10 protein-coding genes are annotated in these 17,234 nt (G+C 33.7%); 3 read left to right on the top strand and 7 right to left on the bottom strand.

Features of this window, described 5'->3' with window-relative positions; translation table 11 throughout:
- Positions 1–173: 173 nt before the first annotated feature.
- Complete coding sequence (polA, locus tag FVF61_RS08095) at positions 174–3,041, bottom strand: DNA polymerase I (RefSeq protein WP_148455157.1); 2,868 nt, start codon at positions 3,039–3,041, stop codon at positions 174–176.
- 123 nt (positions 3,042–3,164) lie between these two features.
- On the opposite strand from polA, the gene FVF61_RS08090 reads away from it, so the two are divergent.
- Complete coding sequence (locus FVF61_RS08090; protein WP_148455155.1) at positions 3,165–4,094, top strand: isoaspartyl peptidase/L-asparaginase family protein; 930 nt, start codon at positions 3,165–3,167, stop codon at positions 4,092–4,094.
- A 69-nt stretch (positions 4,095–4,163) separates the two neighbouring features.
- Here FVF61_RS08090 and FVF61_RS08085 read toward each other — a convergent pair whose 3' ends face one another.
- Positions 4,164–5,027 (bottom strand): cyanophycinase, encoded by an 864-nt coding sequence (locus FVF61_RS08085; RefSeq protein ID WP_148455153.1) that lies wholly within the window; start codon positions 5,025–5,027, stop codon positions 4,164–4,166.
- Between the two features lie 104 nt (positions 5,028–5,131).
- Between FVF61_RS08085 and cphA the strand changes: the two genes are divergently transcribed.
- Both cphA and FVF61_RS08075 read left to right on the top strand, forming a co-directional pair.
- Complete coding sequence (gene cphA, locus FVF61_RS08080; RefSeq protein WP_148455151.1) at positions 5,132–7,771, top strand: cyanophycin synthetase; 2,640 nt, start codon at positions 5,132–5,134, stop codon at positions 7,769–7,771.
- A 9-nt stretch (positions 7,772–7,780) separates the two neighbouring features.
- On the top strand, positions 7,781–9,187 hold the full coding sequence (locus FVF61_RS08075) for an aldehyde dehydrogenase family protein (protein WP_148455149.1): 1,407 nt from the start codon (positions 7,781–7,783) through the stop codon (positions 9,185–9,187).
- On the opposite strand, the gene FVF61_RS08070 is transcribed toward FVF61_RS08075, so the two are convergent.
- From FVF61_RS08070 to FVF61_RS08050, 5 genes are read right to left on the bottom strand one after another with little or no spacing between them, the layout of a single operon-like run.
- Positions 9,184–10,203, bottom strand: coding sequence for an isoaspartyl peptidase/L-asparaginase family protein (locus FVF61_RS08070; protein WP_148455147.1), 1,020 nt, complete (start codon positions 10,201–10,203; stop codon positions 9,184–9,186). The two genes, FVF61_RS08075 and FVF61_RS08070, sit on opposite strands and share 4 nt — an antisense overlap.
- 38 nt (positions 10,204–10,241) lie before the next feature.
- Complete coding sequence (locus FVF61_RS08065) at positions 10,242–12,581, bottom strand: GH92 family glycosyl hydrolase (protein WP_148455145.1); 2,340 nt, start codon at positions 12,579–12,581, stop codon at positions 10,242–10,244.
- On the bottom strand, positions 12,574–13,887 hold the full coding sequence (locus FVF61_RS08060; protein WP_148455143.1) for a sugar MFS transporter: 1,314 nt from the start codon (positions 13,885–13,887) through the stop codon (positions 12,574–12,576). Before FVF61_RS08060 ends, FVF61_RS08065 begins: the two co-directional genes overlap by 8 nt.
- A gap of 1 nt (position 13,888) precedes the next feature.
- Positions 13,889–14,254, bottom strand: a complete 366-nt coding sequence (locus FVF61_RS08055) for a VOC family protein (protein ID WP_148455141.1) — start codon at positions 14,252–14,254, stop codon at positions 13,889–13,891.
- Between the two features lie 2 nt (positions 14,255–14,256).
- Entirely contained in the window at positions 14,257–17,184 is a 2,928-nt protein-coding gene (locus FVF61_RS08050) for a GH92 family glycosyl hydrolase (RefSeq protein ID WP_148455139.1), read from the bottom strand.
- Positions 17,185–17,234 lie beyond the last annotated feature (50 nt).

The following is a 17,234-nucleotide window of genomic DNA, read 5'->3' as shown; positions in this document are numbered from 1 at the left end:
GATTTATTTAATAACCTGTATAGTTATTTTAGGACGGGTCAATTAAATTTAATGACAATATCTTTCGCATAGATACTTAATGGCTCAAGTATAGATAGTGTATAGATAATGTATGGAGGCTGTATTATTTTCCTACAAAAAATAAATAATTCATTAATCAAAGTTTAAAAATATTAATGTGCCTCCAACCAATTATCACCAACATCTAAATCGACATCTAAAGGTACTTTTAGTTTAAAAGCAGATTCCATTTCGGTTTTTATAAGTGTCTTCATGGTATCTAACTCTGGTTTGTAAACATCAAAAACCAATTCATCATGTACTTGTAAAAGCATTTTGGTATTGTAATTGCCAGCTTCCAGTTTGTTGTAAATGTTAATCATGGCAATTTTTATAATGTCTGCAGCGCTTCCTTGAATGGGCGCGTTTACAGCATTTCTTTCAGCAGCTCCACGAACTACGGCATTTCTGGAGTTGATGTCCTTTAAATACCTACGTCTTCCTAAAACGGTTTGCACATAGCCATGATCTCTAGCAAAATCTACTTGCTTGCCTATATAGTTTCGCAATTTCGGATAAGTTTCATAATAGGTATCTATAAGTTCCTTGGCTTCGGTTCTGGATAAATCTGTTTGATTACTCAATCCAAAAGCTGAAACACCATAAATAATTCCAAAATTTACGGTTTTAGCATTACTACGTTGTTCGCGAGTGACTTCATTTAAAGGTACATTAAAAACTTTTGATGCTGTTGAAGCATGAATATCTTCACCATTATTAAAAGCTTGAATCATATTTTCTTCTTCACTTAAAGCAGCAATAATACGTAGTTCAATTTGAGAATAATCGGCTGCTAATAAGGTGTAATCCTCGTTTCTAGGAATAAAAGCTTTTCTAACTTGTCGTCCTCTTTCTGTTCTAATTGGAATATTTTGCAGATTCGGATTGTTACTACTTAAACGACCAGTAGCAGCTACTGTTTGCATATAGTCTGTATGTACACGACCAGTTGAAGGTTCAACCTGTAAAGGAAGGGCATCTACATAAGTGCTTTTTAGTTTTGCCAAGCCACGATACTCCAAAATGTGTTTAATAATCTCGTGGTCTTTAGCCAGATAAGACAAAATATCTTCAGAGGTTGCATACTGACCAGTTTTGGTTTTTTTAGGCTTATCAACTAGTTTTAATTTGTCGAATAAAATATCTCCCAATTGTTTTGGCGATGCAATATTGAATTCTTCGCCAGCTTCTTTATAGATGTCTGCTTCTAAGATTTTAATGTCGCTATCTAATTGGCTTGAAAGGGAGTTTAAAAATTCTACATCTAAGTTAATGCCTTCTAATTCCATATCTGCAAGTACACGAAGTAAAGGAATTTCTATGTCGTCAAATAATTTTTGTGTATTTGCTTCGCCTAATTCTTTAGTAAAATGTTCTTTTAATTGTAAAGTGATGTCTGAATCTTCAACAGCATATTCGGTTTGTTTTTCTAAAGGAATCTCTCTCATAGAAAGTTGGTTCTTTCCTTTTTTACCAATTAATTCTTCAATAGAAATAGGAGTGTAATTTAAATACGTTTCTGCAAGCACATCCATATTATGTCGCATATCTGGATTAATCAAATAATGTGCTAACATAGTATCGAAGAGTTTGCCTTTAACTTTAATATGGTATTTTCTAAGGACTTTAATATCGTATTTTAAATTCTGACCGATTTTTTCAATGTTTTCTGCTTCAAAAAACGGACGCAATTGTTCTATAAGCTCTTGAGCTTCATTTTTATCTTCAGGAAATGGTAAGTAGAATCCTTTGCCAACTTCCCAAGAAAAAGCAATCCCAACCAATTCTGCCGTCAATGGATTTAAGCCAGTTGTTTCTGTATCGAAGCAAACAGCAGTTTGATTCATTAAATTTTTAATGAAGAGTTTGGTTGCCATTCCAGAAGCTACACTTTGATAAAAATGGGAAGTCGTTTCAATAGTTTTTCTTGAAAATGCCGAACTTGTTTCGGTATCTGCTCCATTTGAAGCTGTAGAAACATCGCCACCAAATAACGAAAATTGCCCTGCACCTGCAGATACTTGTTCTTTTGGTGTGGCTTTAGTTTCTGTCTTCTCAGATGTTGAAATTGAATCAGTAGATGTAGTTGAAACAACTTCTGAAGAAAATGTTTTTACAAAATTATCAATTAATCGTCTAAATTCTAATTCTTGAAAAATTTGAGTTACAGCATCAACATCTGGTTCAGACATTTCAAAATCTTTTTCATCAAATGTTACGGGAACATCAAGCATAATAGTTGCCAGTTTTTTGGATAGTAATCCCAATTCTTTAGAGGCTTCTACCTTCTCTTTCATCTTTCCTTTAAGCTGATTTGTATTGGCTAATAAACCTTCCATACTACCAAACTGAGCTATAAATTTTTTAGCTGTTTTTTCTCCAACTCCAGGAAGTCCAGGAATATTATCGGAAGAATCTCCCATCATTCCTAAAAAGTCAATAACTTGTAAAGGATCTGTGACTTCAAATTTCTTTTGTACTTCTGGAATTCCCCAAGTTTCATAACCACCTCCAAAAACAGGTCTATACATAAAGATGTTTTCTGAAACTAATTGGGCAAAATCTTTATCTGGAGTAACCATAAAGGTTTGATAGCCTTCTTTTTCTGCTTGTTTAGAAAGAGTTCCAATAACATCATCTGCTTCAAATCCTTCCTTTACCATAATAGGAATATGCATAGCTTTTAAAATATCTTGAATATATGGTACCGCAATTTTAATAGCTTCAGGTGTTTCATCTCTATTGGCTTTGTAAGCCTCAAACATTTCTACACGATCAACACTTCCACCTTTATCAAAACAAACTGCCAAATGGTCTGGTCTTTCACGCTTTATAACATCTAAAAGAGAATTCATAAAACCCATAATAGCAGAGGTGTCAAGTCCTTTAGAGTTAATTCTTGGGTTTTTTATAAATGCATAATAACCACGAAAAATAAGAGCATATGCATCGACTAGAAAAAGACGTTTTTGTTCAGACATTGGATTGTTTTTGTAAGAACCTCAAAGCTACAAAAACTTATGCTTTTATGAATGACAATTGATTTGCAATTTGTATTTTTCCAACCTGTTTGCCGAACTTGGCATAAGTTAAAAAAAATATAAATGAATACATTTTCAATAGCCATACATGGAGGAGCTGGAACTTTAGTAAAAGGGATGATGACTCCAGAATTAGAAGCCAAATATAAAGCAGCACTAAAAGACGCTCTGGAGGCTGGATATTATTTATTAGAAAATGGTGGAACTGCTGTAGATGCTGTTGAAAAAGCGGTTACAGTTTTGGAAGATTCACCATTATTTAACGCAGGAAAAGGGTCTGTTTTTACAGCTAAAGAATCTCATGAAATGGATGCTTGTATTATGGATGGTAAAACCTTAAATGCTGGTGCAGTGTCTTTAATTACTGGAATAAAAAATCCTATAAGTTTGGCAAAAGATGTGATGGAGAAAAGTGAGCATGTGTTTTTAGCTGGAGATGGTGCTTTGCGTTTTGCAGAAGAGCTAAACTATAAATTGGAAGATGCTTCTTATTTTTATGATGAATTTAGACATAATCAATGGCTAGAAATTAAGGATACTGATAGTTTTCAATTAGATCATGCTAAAAAGAAAGATTCCAAATTTGGAACTGTTGGAGCAGTAGCATGCGATCAAGAAGGAAATATTGCTGCAGCAACTTCAACAGGAGGAATGACCAATAAAAAATGGGGACGCGTAGGAGATTCACCAATGGTTGGAGCTGGAAATTATGCCAACAATAAAACCTGTGCTATTTCCTGTACTGGAAGTGGAGAGTTCTTTATTCGTGGCGTGGTAGCTTACGATGTGGCTTGCTTAATGGAGCATAAAAAAATGTCTCTTGAAGATGCTTCAAACGAGGTGATTAATAAGCGAATTCTTGAAATTGGTGGTGATGGAGGCTTAATTGCTGTCGATACAAATGGAAATATAGCCATGCCTTTTAATACAGAAGGAATGTATCGTGCTTCAAAATCATCTATGGGAACAGAAGTAGTTTCTATCTATAAATAAAATTCCTGCAAACGCAGGAATCTTTTATTATTTATTCAGGTTACTTTAAAGTGATTTTAAGATTTTAAACTATATAAAATCAGCTTCTATAGGTAAAACACTTACTTTTCTATTTTTAATGTGGTATTGGTCGCCATTAGAAAGCACATGAACGGTTAAGTTTGTCATAGTCATTGGAGTACCTTCTTCTAAAACTTTTTCATTGTTATGAGTTAGTTTATGTCCATCAAAAACAATCACCATTCCAGAACCAATTACAGTACATTCGTTACCGTTTTTAATTATCATTCCTGTATCTTCAGCAAGTCCAAAACCAATAAGATCTGGAAATTTAGCAACAGCTTCAGACACACGACCAAAACGACCTCTTTGAATAAAATGCGTATCGATAATTAATTCAGGAATTAGTCCTAATCCCTTATACATAGTAACAGCCCCTTTAACAAAAGCTTCACGAGGACTTCCACCTGCAATCATTTCATTTGTCATGGACATAGCTCCAGCACTTGTTCCTGCTATTACAAAGCCTTCTTCATTTTTATATCTATTTAATAAAATGTCATGTATGGTAGTGCCTCCAATTCTATTCGTAATTTTAGATTGGTCACCACCAGAAAACATAATGCAATTAGCATTTTTAATAAGCTGAATTGATTCTTCTTTTTCAGAATCTTTTTTGCTTTTTATATTTAATACAGTCACGTTTTTACAACCTAAGGCAGAAAAAGCAGATAAGTAATTATCTCCTACTTCTATTGGAATACTAGAGGCAGTAGGTATCACTACAATATTGGCTTCAATACCACCAGCTTCTTGTACTACATGGTATAAAATACCTTCTTGAATAAATTCAAGTGTGTACATTTCATTTTCTTCAATCCCTTTATCTTCATTTCCACCAATTGGAATTAATGTGCCTTTTATCTTTTGCATCTAATCTTGCTAATATTTTAATTGTACAAAAATAAACTAATTTTTTACAGATTTTGTATATATTTATAATCTTTCACAATAACTAAATAAAAAAGTTAACCCACATGAAGATAAGAGAAATTAATGCCATGAGAGGACCTAATTATTGGTCTGTAAGACGTCATAAATTAATAGTAATGGTTCTAGATCTAGAAGAAATGGAAGCATTGCCATCTAATAAAATTGATGGGTTTTACGACAGGTTAAAAGACATGTTTCCAAGCATGTATGAGCATCGTTGTTCAGTTGGTGAACCTGGAGGGTTTTTTCAACGTGTTGAAGAAGGCACATGGATGGGTCATATTATTGAGCATATTGCACTAGAAATTCAAACGCTTGCTGGAATGGATGTTGGCTTTGGGAGAACTCGTGGTTATGGTGAAGAAGGTGTTTATAATGTTGTTTTTGCTTACATGGAAGAGTCTGTAGGCCGTTATGCTGCTGAAGTTTCTGTAAAAATTTGCGAAGCATTAATTGCAGGTGAAGCTTATGATATGACAGACGATATTCAAAAAATGCGTGAACTTCGTGAAGACTCTAGATTAGGTCCAAGTACTGGTTCTATTGTGGAAGAAGCAGAATCAAGAGGCATTCCTTGGATAAGATTAAATAAATACTCTTTATGTCAATTAGGTTATGGTGCCAATCAGAAACGTATTCAAGCAACTGTTACTAGTGAAACAAGTAGTATAGGTGTAGAACTAGCTTGCGATAAAGAGGACACAAAATATTTATTAGAACAAGCTGAGGTAGAAGTGCCTAAAGGTGATATTATAAGAAGAGAAAGTAGTTTAGAAGAAGCATGTAGATATGTTAAATTCCCCTTAGTAATTAAACCCATAGATGGAAATCATGGTCGTGGAATAACTGTAAACATTCAAAATTATGACGAAGCTCTTGAAGCTTTTAGACATGCCAAAGAGAGTTCACGAAGTGGAGCTATTATAGTAGAAAAATATATAAAAGGAGATGATTATAGACTGTTAGTAATCAACAATAAATTGGTTGCTGCAGCAAAAAGAACACCAGCTCATGTTATTGGAAATGGGAAATCAACTATTCAAGAATTAATAGATGAAGTTAATAAAGACCCAAGACGTGGTTATGGACATGAAAATGTGTTAACTCAAATTACAGTTAACGAATTAACCCAAACTATTATTAAAGATGCTGGATACACTTTAGAATCTGTAATTCCAAAAGATGAAATGCTACTTCTAAAAGATACGGCAAATCTGAGTACAGGAGGTACTGCTGAAGATGTAACTGATATTGTCCATCCTGCAAATATTTCGATGGCTGAACGTATTTCAAAAATAATCGACCTAGATATTTGTGGTATTGATATTGCTACTACTGATATTTCAAAACCTTTATCCGAAACTGGAGGAGCCGTTTTAGAAGTGAATGCAGGACCAGGATTCAGAATGCACTTAGCTCCAACTAAAGGCTTGCCAAGAAACGTAGCAGGTCATGTGATTGATAAATTATTCCCTAAAGGAGATACAGGTCGTATTCCTATTGTAGCCATTACAGGTACAAATGGAAAAACAACCACTACTAGATTAATTGCACACATGGCAAAAATGAATGGTTATCGCGTAGGTTATACTACTAGTGATGGCGTTTATATTCAAAATAGATTATTAATGACAGGCGATTGTACAGGTCCTGCAAGTGCCGAATTCGTACTTAAAGATCCAACAGTAAACTTCGCTGTACTTGAAAGTGCTAGAGGAGGATTGCTTCGTGCTGGACTCGGATTTAAAAAATGCGATATTGGTATTGTTACCAATGTAGCTGCAGATCATTTAGGTCTTAAAGGCATTCATACAATAGAACAGTTAGCTAAAGTTAAAGGTGTTATTCCAGAAACCGTTTTGCCTAATGGCTATGCCATTTTAAATGCAGATGATGATTTGGTTTACGACATGCGTAGAACTGTAAATTGCAATGTCGCTTTATTTTCTATGGATGAAAACAATCCTAGAATTAAAGCCTTACAACGAATTGGTGGAATTACTGCTGTTTACGAAAATGGATATGTAACCATTTGTCGTGGCGAATGGAAAATGCGTATTATGAAAGCAGAAGACATTCCGTTAACCTATGGTGGAAAAGCTAGATTCATGATTCAAAATGTGTTGCCAGCTATTTTAACTGCAAATATTCAAGGTTTTAGTATCGAAGATATGAAGGCAGCTTTGGAAACTTTTATTCCTTCAGCATCACAAACACCTGGACGTTTAAATTTATTTAAATTCGAAAACTTTACCATTCTTTTAGATTATGCCCACAATCCAGCTGGTATGTTAGCGCTTAAAAATTTCACAGATGAATTAGATGCTACAGTTAAAGTCGGAATTATTGCAGGAGTAGGAGATAGAAGAGATGAAGACACAAATCAAGTAGGTAGCATTGCTGCTGAAATGTTTGATGAAATTATTATTCGTCAAGATAAGCGTCTAAGAGGAAGAACCGAAGAGGAACTTATTAAGCTTCTAAATGATGGTATTAAAATGAAAGACCCAAATAAGAAAACCACTATTATTCCTTCTGAAAAAGAAGCCATTACTTATGCCGTAAAGAATGCTGTAAAAGGATCTCTTATTATTTTGTGTAGCGATGTGATTCCAGATGCTTTAGCTTTGGTTCAAAGATTTAAAGAACAAGAGACAAGAGGCGAATTAATGAGTGCAGATTAAAAAATAACAATGAAAGATTCTAATACCTATTCTGAATTATTCAATAAACAAAAAGCGAATCAGTTTTATATAGGAAATACCACTTATAAAGAGCGTATAAAAAAACTTAAAAAACTAAAAGATGCTATTGAACATACTAATAAACAAGCAATTCGAGATGCCTTATATCAAGATTTTAAAAAACCTCAATTAGAAGTTGACCTCACAGAAATTTATCCAGTTATAGATGAGATTAAATTCGTCACCCAAAATTTAAAACACTGGTTAAAAAGAGAGCAAGTTTCAACACCAATGGCTTTGTTTGGTAGCAGTTCTTATATTATAAACGAACCTAAAGGGGTTTGTTTAATTATCTCACCTTGGAATTACCCAATTAATTTAACATTTGGGCCATTAATTTCAGCTATTGCTGGTGGAAATACGGTCATTTTAAAGCCTTCTGAAATGACGCCTAATACTTCAAAAGTTATGTCTAAAATAATAGCAGATCTTTTTGATGAAAACGAAGTAGCTTTAATTGAAGGTGAAGTTGAAACTTCTCAAGAGTTATTAAAATTACCATTTAACCATATCTTTTTTACTGGTTCTCCAGCAGTTGGAAAAATAGTAATGAATGCGGCTTCTAAGCACCTAACTTCTGTAACCTTAGAGTTAGGAGGTAAATCTCCAACTATAGTAGACGAAACAGCAAATATAGAGAAGGCCGTAGGTAAAATTATTTATGGAAAGTTTACTAACACAGGTCAAACATGTATAGCACCAGATTATTTGTTAATTGATGAGCGAATTAAAGGTGATTTTGTAAAAAGCTTTAAAAAACAGATTACGGAATTATTTTCTGAAAATGCTGAAGCTTCCGATTCCTATAGTCGTATTGTAAATCAAAAACATTTTAAGCGATTAGTAGATAGTTTGGAAGATTCAAAAAATAGAAACTCAAAAGTAGAATCTGGAGGGAATTATAATGTGGAAGACAATTATATTGAACCAACCTTAATAAGTGTTTTAGATGAAGAGAGCCAACTCATGCAAGAAGAAATCTTTGGACCAATATTACCTTTAAAGACATACAAAGATTTAAATGAAGCAGTAGATTATATTAATTCAAAAGAAAAACCTTTGGCGCTTTATATTTATAGTAAAAGTAAAAAAAATACTGATTTTATTATTGATAATACTAGAGCAGGAGGCACATGTGTAAATCACAATATGCTACAATACTTAAATCATAATTTACCTTTTGGAGGATCGAATAATAGTGGAATTGGAAAATCTCATGGTTATTTTGGCTTTTTAGAATTTACAAACCAACGCTCCCTATTAAAACAACATACATTAGGAGCAGTCGATTTCCTGAAACCACCTTATACTAATTTGAAACAGAAACTGGTAGATTTAACCATTAAATGGTTTTAAGCTTTATTAAAATAATCAGACTGAATCTGTTCATTCACACCATCTTGAAACTTGGTCATACTAAACCATTGATGAATTGAGTATGAACCAGTTTCACCTTGTTTATTTACTGCAATATAACCTACTTGAAAGTTTTTATAATTGCTGTTTGGTTTGTTGACAATTCTCCTTATAGCCTCTTTACAAGCCTCTTGTGGCGATTTCCCCTGACGCATCAATTCAACCACTAAAAAGCTACCAACAGTTTTTACTACTTCTTCACCTAAACCTGTAGCCACACATCCTCCTATTTCATTATCTACAAATAATCCAGAACCAATTATCGGACTGTCTCCAACACGTCCAGCCATTTTATATGCCAAACCACTTGTGGTACAAGCACCAGAAATATCTCCATTTATATCAATTGCAAGCATGCCAATGGTATCGTGATTTTCAATATTGATAATGGGTTTGTATTCAGATTCTACTTTCCACTTTTCCCAAGCTTCTTTTGAGGTCTCAGTAAGTAAATTTTCAGGTTGAAAGCCTTGTTCTATTGCAAATTGTTCGGCGCCTTTTCCAGCAAGCATAACATGTGGTGTTTCTTCCATAACTTTTCTGGCAACTGAAACAGCATGAGTGATATTTTGAAGGTAAACTACAGAACCACAATTTCCGTTTTTGTCCATAATGCAAGCATCTAATGTGACATTTCCCTCACGATCTGGCAAACCACCTTTGCCAACAGATTGTCCTTTTTCATCGGCTTCTTCAACCATACAGCCTTGTTCTACTGCATCAAGAGAACTGCCTCCAGCTTGGAGAATTTCCATAGCTTTTGCAGTAGCATCAATAACATGCCAAGTAGCTACAACTAATGGAATTGAACCCTTTCCATTGCCATCAGTTGCATTAGCAACGGATGATTCTTCGAGTTTTTTCTTGTATTTTTCCTCACAATTTACCAATACACTTCCAACTGCAAAGCCAACTCCTGTTATAGATGCTTTTTTTATGAAATTTCTTCGTTTCATTATTTAAATCTATTTTTATTCCTTCTAAGGAGGGAATTTTATTGTTTTTTTGGAGTTGAATTCATTTCAAAAATAAGCTCACCTCCATTCATGATATCTTGATGCGATAGTAAGTGATCTTCTATTAGCTTTCCGTTTACAGACACACTTTGCACAAACACGTTGTCTTTACTCTGATTTTTGGCAGTAATGGTCAACGTATTTCCATTTTCTAAATGAATTTTCGCTTCTTTAACCAGAGGACTTCCCAAAGCATAATATGGTGAACCAGGAGTTACAGGATAAAAGCCTAGACTACTAAAAATGTACCAAGCACTCATTTGTCCAGCATCATCATTGCCACATAAACCTTCAACTGTGGGGCCATACATGGTATCCATAATCATTCTTACACGAGCTTGTGTTTTTTCTGGATGACCTGTCCAATTATATAAATACGGAATATGATGTCCAGGCTCGTTGCCATGTACATAATTTCCAATTATACCATCTCGTGTAATGTCTTCATGTTGTTCAATATATTTGTCTTCAATTTCCATGGTAAACAAAGAATCTAAATGTTGTGTGAAGCGTTCTTTTCCTCCCATTATATCGACCATTTCATCAATGTTTTGAGGAACATATAAACCATAATTCCAAGCATTCCCTTCAATAAAACCTTGTCCATGTGTATCCATTGGATCGAAATTTTTTCTGAAAGTCCCATCACTCAATTTTGGTCTCATAAAGCCAATTTTAGGATCATACACATTTTTATAATATTCAGAACGATTTAGGAATTCTGTTTCAATTGAAGTATTACCAACTTGTTTTGCCATTTGGGCAATACACCAATCATCGTATGCAAATTCTAATGTTATGGAAACTGAAGAACCACTTTTTTCATCTGGCACATAATGATTATCAATATAATCTCCCAAACCATCAAAATATCTTACATTAGCTGTGTTTACTGATGTTTCTAGAGCATGTTTTTTGTCGAAATCACCCACATTTTTAACCATAGCATCTGCAATTACAGAAGTAGCATGATAGCCAATCATACACCAATTTTCATTGGCATAATGGCTCCAAATAGGCAACATGTTATGCACACTTTGGTCGTGATGTACTAACATGGATTTTATCATATCGTTGTTGCGTTGAGGTTGTGTGATATTGAATAATGGATGCAAAGCACGATAGGTGTCCCAAAGTGAGAAAATAGTATAATTTGTAAAATCTTCAGACACATAAATGTTTTGGTCCAAACCTCTATATTGTCCATCGACATCTTCGTAAATAATAGGAGATAAATTGGTATGATATAAGGCTGTATAAAAAGTTGTTTTATCATCTTCTGTCAATGTTTCTACTTCAATTTTTGAAAGTTCCTTATTCCACTTATCACTTGTTTCTTCGTAGGTTTTGTTAAAATCCCAATGAGGAATTTCGGCTTCCAGATTTTTCAATGCTCCAGCAGAACTCACATTAGATAAAGCCATTTTCAATTGAATTTTTTCACCTTCTTCAGTGTCAAAATTAAAATAGGCTCTTAGGTCTTTTCCAGCCATTTCAGGGAAATTTTCAGTTTGATTGAAACGTCTGTAGAAACCATCATAAATCACTTCATCATATTTTTTATGACCATAACTTTTGAAAGTTTTTGAGAATTGCATGGCGAAAAATACTTTCTTATCTCTAGCCCAACCTTTGGTTTGCCTATAACCTGTAATTAGGGAATCGTTTTCAACACGAATAAAAGTCCACACATTTTTATTGTCGTGATGATAAATATTGTAAACCATATCTAAAATAATATGTGCATTATCGGACTTTGGAAATGTATATTGATGAAAACCTACGCGTTCACTAGCAGTCATTTCAGCTTGAATATTATAGCTATCCAAATCTACTTTATAATAACCTGGAGAAGCTTCTTCAGAACTATGTAAAAAAGTAGAATAAAAGCCTTTGCTTCCTTCAGGAGTTTCTAATGGATCAAGAACCAAATCTCCTGTAGTTGGCATGATAAGCAAATCACCTAAATCCGAATGTCCTGTGCCACTAAAATTGGTGTGTGCAAATCCAATGATGGTTGAGTCACGATATTGGTAACCAGCACAATATTCATAGGTTTCAGTATTGTATTTTCCATCTTCAAACATGACTTCAAAGTTGGTCTGAGGACTCAATTGAACCATACCAAAAGGTGCAGTAGCTCCAGGAAATACATGTCCCATTTTACTAGTCCCTATAAAAGGATTGACGTATTGTGTATAATAAGTTGTTGGTACATTTAAACTTGTTGTTTCTTCTACGTTTTCGTTTTTAGTTGTTTCATTTTTACAAGCAAATGCAAGTCCTATAATTAGTAATAATATTAGTTTTCTAAACATTTTGTAATTTGTTTTTAGAATTTTTATAACCATACCATAAAATATAACCATAGCAGATTACAATAAATAATAAGGCTGATTTAAAGCCCACGTTATCCGTAAGTAAACCATAAAATGGAGGTACAATTGCACCACCAACAATAGCCATACAGAGTAGTCCTGATGCTTTTGGTTTTAAATCTCCTATACCTTCAATAGCTAAAGTAAAGATAGTAGGAAACATGATGGAGTTAAATAAGCCTACTGCTAAGATGCTCCACATACTTATTAAACCTGTTGTGCTAATGGAAATAAATATTAGAGCCATGGAAATTGTTGCAAAAAGACCAAGTACTTTTCCAGGCCTTATAATTTTGGTTAAATAAGCGCCTGCAAACCGACCAATCATAGCGCCAGACCAATAAAAAGTAACAAAGACACCAACAATGGCTTTGCTGTCTTTTTCGGTGATTCCAGAATTTAAAATGCCTTCAGCAATAGATTTCATAAAGCTATTTTCTTTTATAACATCAACTAAATTCATATCAAGAAAGTAGTTAACCAAGTAGCTTCCAATGGCCACTTCGGCTCCAACGTAAAAGAAGATGCCCAAAACTCCAAACATTAAATTTTTGTTATTAAATGCTTCAGCATAGGTTCCTGTATGTTCTTCACTAATCATTTTAGGAAGTTTTGCAAAAAGAAAAATTCCTGCAATTAGAATAATAAATAGTGCCAGTCCTAAAAAAGGTTTTTGAACAGCAGAGGCTTCCGATATCAAATAGCTGTCTTTTACAATTCCAGTTAAAGAAGCAATTTCATCTTTACTTTTAATGGTGTCACTTAAAATGAATAAAGCTCCAACGGCAGGAGCAATAGCAGTACCTAGTGAATTGAAAGCTTGGGATAAATTTAAACGGCTTGAAGCGCCTTCTTCAGAACCCAAAACAGCCACAAACGGATTGGCAGCTACTTGTAGAATGGTCATGCCACCAGCTAAAATAAAATAGGCTAACATAAAGATTCCAAAAACACGATAAGATGCAGCAGGATAAAAAAGTAAACAACCTAAAGCCATAGTAAGTAACCCGAATATGATGCCTTTTTTATAACCTATTTTCGATAAAATATAACTTGCAGGAATGGATAGTAAAAAGTAAGCTCCAAAAAAGGCAAATTGAACCAATCCTGCTTGAAAGTAGGACAAGGTAAATAATTCTCGAAGTCTAGGTATTAATGAATCTACTAAGACTGTTATAAAACCCCAAAGGAAAAATAACAGGGTTAATAAGATGAATGAAGAACGATACAATTTTTTTTCTGACATATTAGTTGGTATTTAAATCTTGCCCGAATTGTATACGGTACCCATTATTGTCGAAGATAGCAAACTCACGTTTTCCTGGTTCAAAATTATCTAATGGATAAGCAATATTTACTTTATTTTTTAGAATTTGCCATAGAACATCTACGTTATCCGAATAAATATAAAGACTGCCAGTCATAAATGTATTAGGATGTTCTTCTTTAAAAAAACGATCAGAGAACATAATAGCTACTTCATCTTTTTGCATCAGAGACCATGCATTTTGTGAACGTTTAACGCATACAAAATCAAGGATGTTTTCGTAGAATTCTATGGTCTCATCCATGTTTTCTACTTCTAGCATTGGTATTAAATAATTGAAAGCCATAGTTACTTAATTATAATTTCATCTACAAACAACCAACTTCTGCCATCATGCTCATAACCTATATGCCATTCAGGTAAAACTCCAAGCTTTTTAGCGATGATTTTTATGTAACGATAATTACTATTTGATTGTTTAAACTCAACTGATTTTATGTCTGTTTCGTCAGTTGGCCTAATGTCTTCAAATTTATTAATACCTACAGATTTAAAGGTTTTACCATCATTAGAAACCAAACATTCAACTTCGGTTGGATAGAAAATCCACGAACGCTGGTCTTTTAAGAAGTTTACAGAAATTGAATTGATTGCCTTTTCAGAGCCTAAATCAACGGTTGCTATAACATCTTTATCAAAATAACCTTGCCAAGTTCCTGTTCTAAAATCAGTCGTGCCATATATACCATCAATCAAGCCATTCGGCCCTCCACCATTATATTGATTGGCATATTCAGTTTCCAAAATGATTGAAATATTTGGATCTATTTTATAAAAATCAGTTGAAATGGTAGCACTTTTTGTATTGTTGATTTCTGAATAGACTTTTAGATTTGATGCATCAGAAATTGTAAAAGAGTTTTTGTATAACAGAAATTCTTCACCATTTAAACTATAAAAAATGGAAGTGTTTTTATCAACATTTTCAAGAGCAACTTCAGTTTCACCTTTAAAAGCCACATCACCTTTTGTAATAAAAGGAGCAGGAACAATAAGATGGTCTATGATTTCTGTTTTTGGTTCTTGACCTTCAATACTTCCCCAAGAAGTTGGTTCGTTTGTCATTTGAAATTTCAAAACACCACCTTGCATAATATCATTATGATTGATATAAGTTTTTTCTAGAGGCATTCCGTTTAAAGTGGCATTTTCAATGTAAATGTTAGTATCGCTTAAATTCTGTGAGACAATGGTGAATGTTTTGCCATTTTCTAAATTGATAGAAGCCTTCTCAAATAAAGGTGTTCCAATAATATATTGGTTAGATGCTGGTGTAACTGGATAAAAACCTAAAGATGAAAAAATATACCAAGCACTCATTTGACCACAATCCTCATTTCCGGAAATGCCATCAGGAGCATTTTTATATAATTCGGTTATAATTTGATGCACTTTCTCTTGTGTTTTATGTGGCTTGTTTACAAAATTATATAAATACGCCATGTGGTGACTCGGTTCGTTTCCATGTGCATACTGGCCTATGAGTCCTGTAATATCTGCTTGATCTCTTCCTGAAGTTTCAGCTTTAGCTGTAAACAATGCATCTAAATTTGCTTCTAGTTTGTTTTTCCCACCAAGCATATTCATAAACCCAGAAATGTCTTGTGGCACATAAAAACTGTATTGCCAGGAGTTGGCTTCGGTGTAGTTAAAATTAACTTCGTAAGGATCGAAAGGTGCAAACCAGGTATTTCGAAAGCGACCTCTCATAAATTGTGATTCTGGGTCTAAAACATTTTTGTAATATTGAGCTCTTTCAGAAAACGTTTTGTAAATGTCTTTTTTTCCTAAAGCGTTTGCCATTTGCGCAATGGTCCAATCGTCGTAAGCATATTCAAGAGTTTTTGAAACGGATTCGCTTTCTTCTTCTACTGGAATAAATCCGAATTCTTTATAAGATTTTAAGCCTAATTTATCTTGTTTAGCTGAATGTAGCATGGCTTCAAAGGCTTTTTCAACGTTGTAATTTTGAATTCCTTTTAAATAGGCATCTGCAATTACAGGAACTGCATGATAACCTATCATACATCCTGTGTAATTAGCTGACAAATCCCAAATAGGCATGATGCCACCTTCGTCATATTTAGCTAAAAATGTATTGATGAAATCGTTAGTTTTTTCTTGTTCTATAATGGTGTAAAGTGGATGTGTAGCTCGATAAGTATCCCAAAGTGAAAAAACCGTATAATAGTCGAAATCTTTGGTTTCGTGAATTTTTAAATCCATGCCTCGATAACGTCTATCAACATCTTGATATAAGTTAGGCGCAATACTCACATGATACATCGATGTGTAAAAGTTGGTTTTGTAATCATCGTTATCACTTTCAACAACAATCTTTTCTAATTGGGCTTCCCAAGTATTTTGGGCTTCAGTTTTAATTTTTTCGAAAGATTTATTTCCTATTTCTTCATCTAAATTCTTTTTGGCGCCAATTTCATCTACTGCCGAAATTCCGATTTTTATTTCGAGAATGGCACTTTCATTTGAATCAAACTCAAAAGCTGCTTTCACGTTTTTTCCTTCACTTAAATCGTTTAAAAAGGTCATATTTTTAAAAGGCCTCGAGAACTGAATATTAAAGAATAACATTTGATTTGTTGCCCAAGCTTTGGAATGCCTAAGACCTCCAATTTCGGTGTTTGAATACACATTAACTTTAGAATCTAAAACTTCATCACGATGTTCTAAATCCAAAATAACAATTTGCTTGGAATCTTTAGGAAAGTTGTATTTATGAATACCACTTCGTTTAGAAACCGTGAGTTCTACATCAATGTTAGTAGAATCTAAAAGGACTTTATAATAACCTGGCTCAGCAATTTCGTTGTTGTGAGAAAAATGTGCTCGATACCCTTTTTTTCTGTCGGACCCATTTTTAAATACAACTTCATTAGTAGGCATCAATAAAATATCTCCATAATCTGAAACTCCTATGCCACTTAAATGTGTGTGCGAAAATCCATAAATATAATTATCTGAATAATGATAGCCCGAACAACCATCCCAACCATCTAATCTTGTATCTGGTGAGAGTTGCATCATTCCAAAAGGTATGGTAGCTCCTGGAAAAGTATGTCCATGACCTCCAGTTCCAATAAATGGATTAACATAAAAAATTAAAGATTTGTCTTTTTTTGCCGAACCTATAGATGTATTATTTGTACAATTTGTAATAAGAATAAAAAGTAATAAAAAAGATAAAATACGATTCATTAGAAGAAGTTCTTTTCAGCATTGGAAAGATAGTAAATCTTAACAGATGG

Origin of the sequence: Xanthomarina maritima (assembly GCF_008084905.1) — a bacterium.
Lineage (GTDB): Bacteria > Bacteroidota > Bacteroidia > Flavobacteriales > Flavobacteriaceae > Xanthomarina > Xanthomarina maritima.
Note: the sequence above shows the minus strand (reverse complement) of the source record. Positions and strands in the feature narration are given on the sequence as shown.

What these genes read in the sequence shown, in the direction of transcription:
- polA (WP_148455157.1), bottom strand. Translation starts at nt 3,041, where the DNA reads ATGTCTGAACAAAAACGTCTTTTTCTAGTCGATGCATATGCTCTTATT.
- FVF61_RS08090 (WP_148455155.1), top strand. Translation starts at nt 3,165, where the DNA reads ATGAATACATTTTCAATAGCCATACATGGAGGAGCTGGAACTTTAGTA.
- FVF61_RS08085 (WP_148455153.1), bottom strand. Translation starts at nt 5,027, where the DNA reads ATGCAAAAGATAAAAGGCACATTAATTCCAATTGGTGGAAATGAAGAT.
- cphA (WP_148455151.1), top strand. Translation starts at nt 5,132, where the DNA reads ATGAAGATAAGAGAAATTAATGCCATGAGAGGACCTAATTATTGGTCT.
- FVF61_RS08075 (WP_148455149.1), top strand. Translation starts at nt 7,781, where the DNA reads ATGAAAGATTCTAATACCTATTCTGAATTATTCAATAAACAAAAAGCG.
- FVF61_RS08070 (WP_148455147.1), bottom strand. Translation starts at nt 10,203, where the DNA reads ATGAAACGAAGAAATTTCATAAAAAAAGCATCTATAACAGGAGTTGGC.
- FVF61_RS08065 (WP_148455145.1), bottom strand. Translation starts at nt 12,581, where the DNA reads ATGTTTAGAAAACTAATATTATTACTAATTATAGGACTTGCATTTGCT.
- FVF61_RS08060 (WP_148455143.1), bottom strand. Translation starts at nt 13,887, where the DNA reads ATGTCAGAAAAAAAATTGTATCGTTCTTCATTCATCTTATTAACCCTG.
- FVF61_RS08055 (WP_148455141.1), bottom strand. Translation starts at nt 14,254, where the DNA reads ATGGCTTTCAATTATTTAATACCAATGCTAGAAGTAGAAAACATGGAT.
- FVF61_RS08050 (WP_148455139.1), bottom strand. Translation starts at nt 17,184, where the DNA reads ATGAATCGTATTTTATCTTTTTTATTACTTTTTATTCTTATTACAAAT.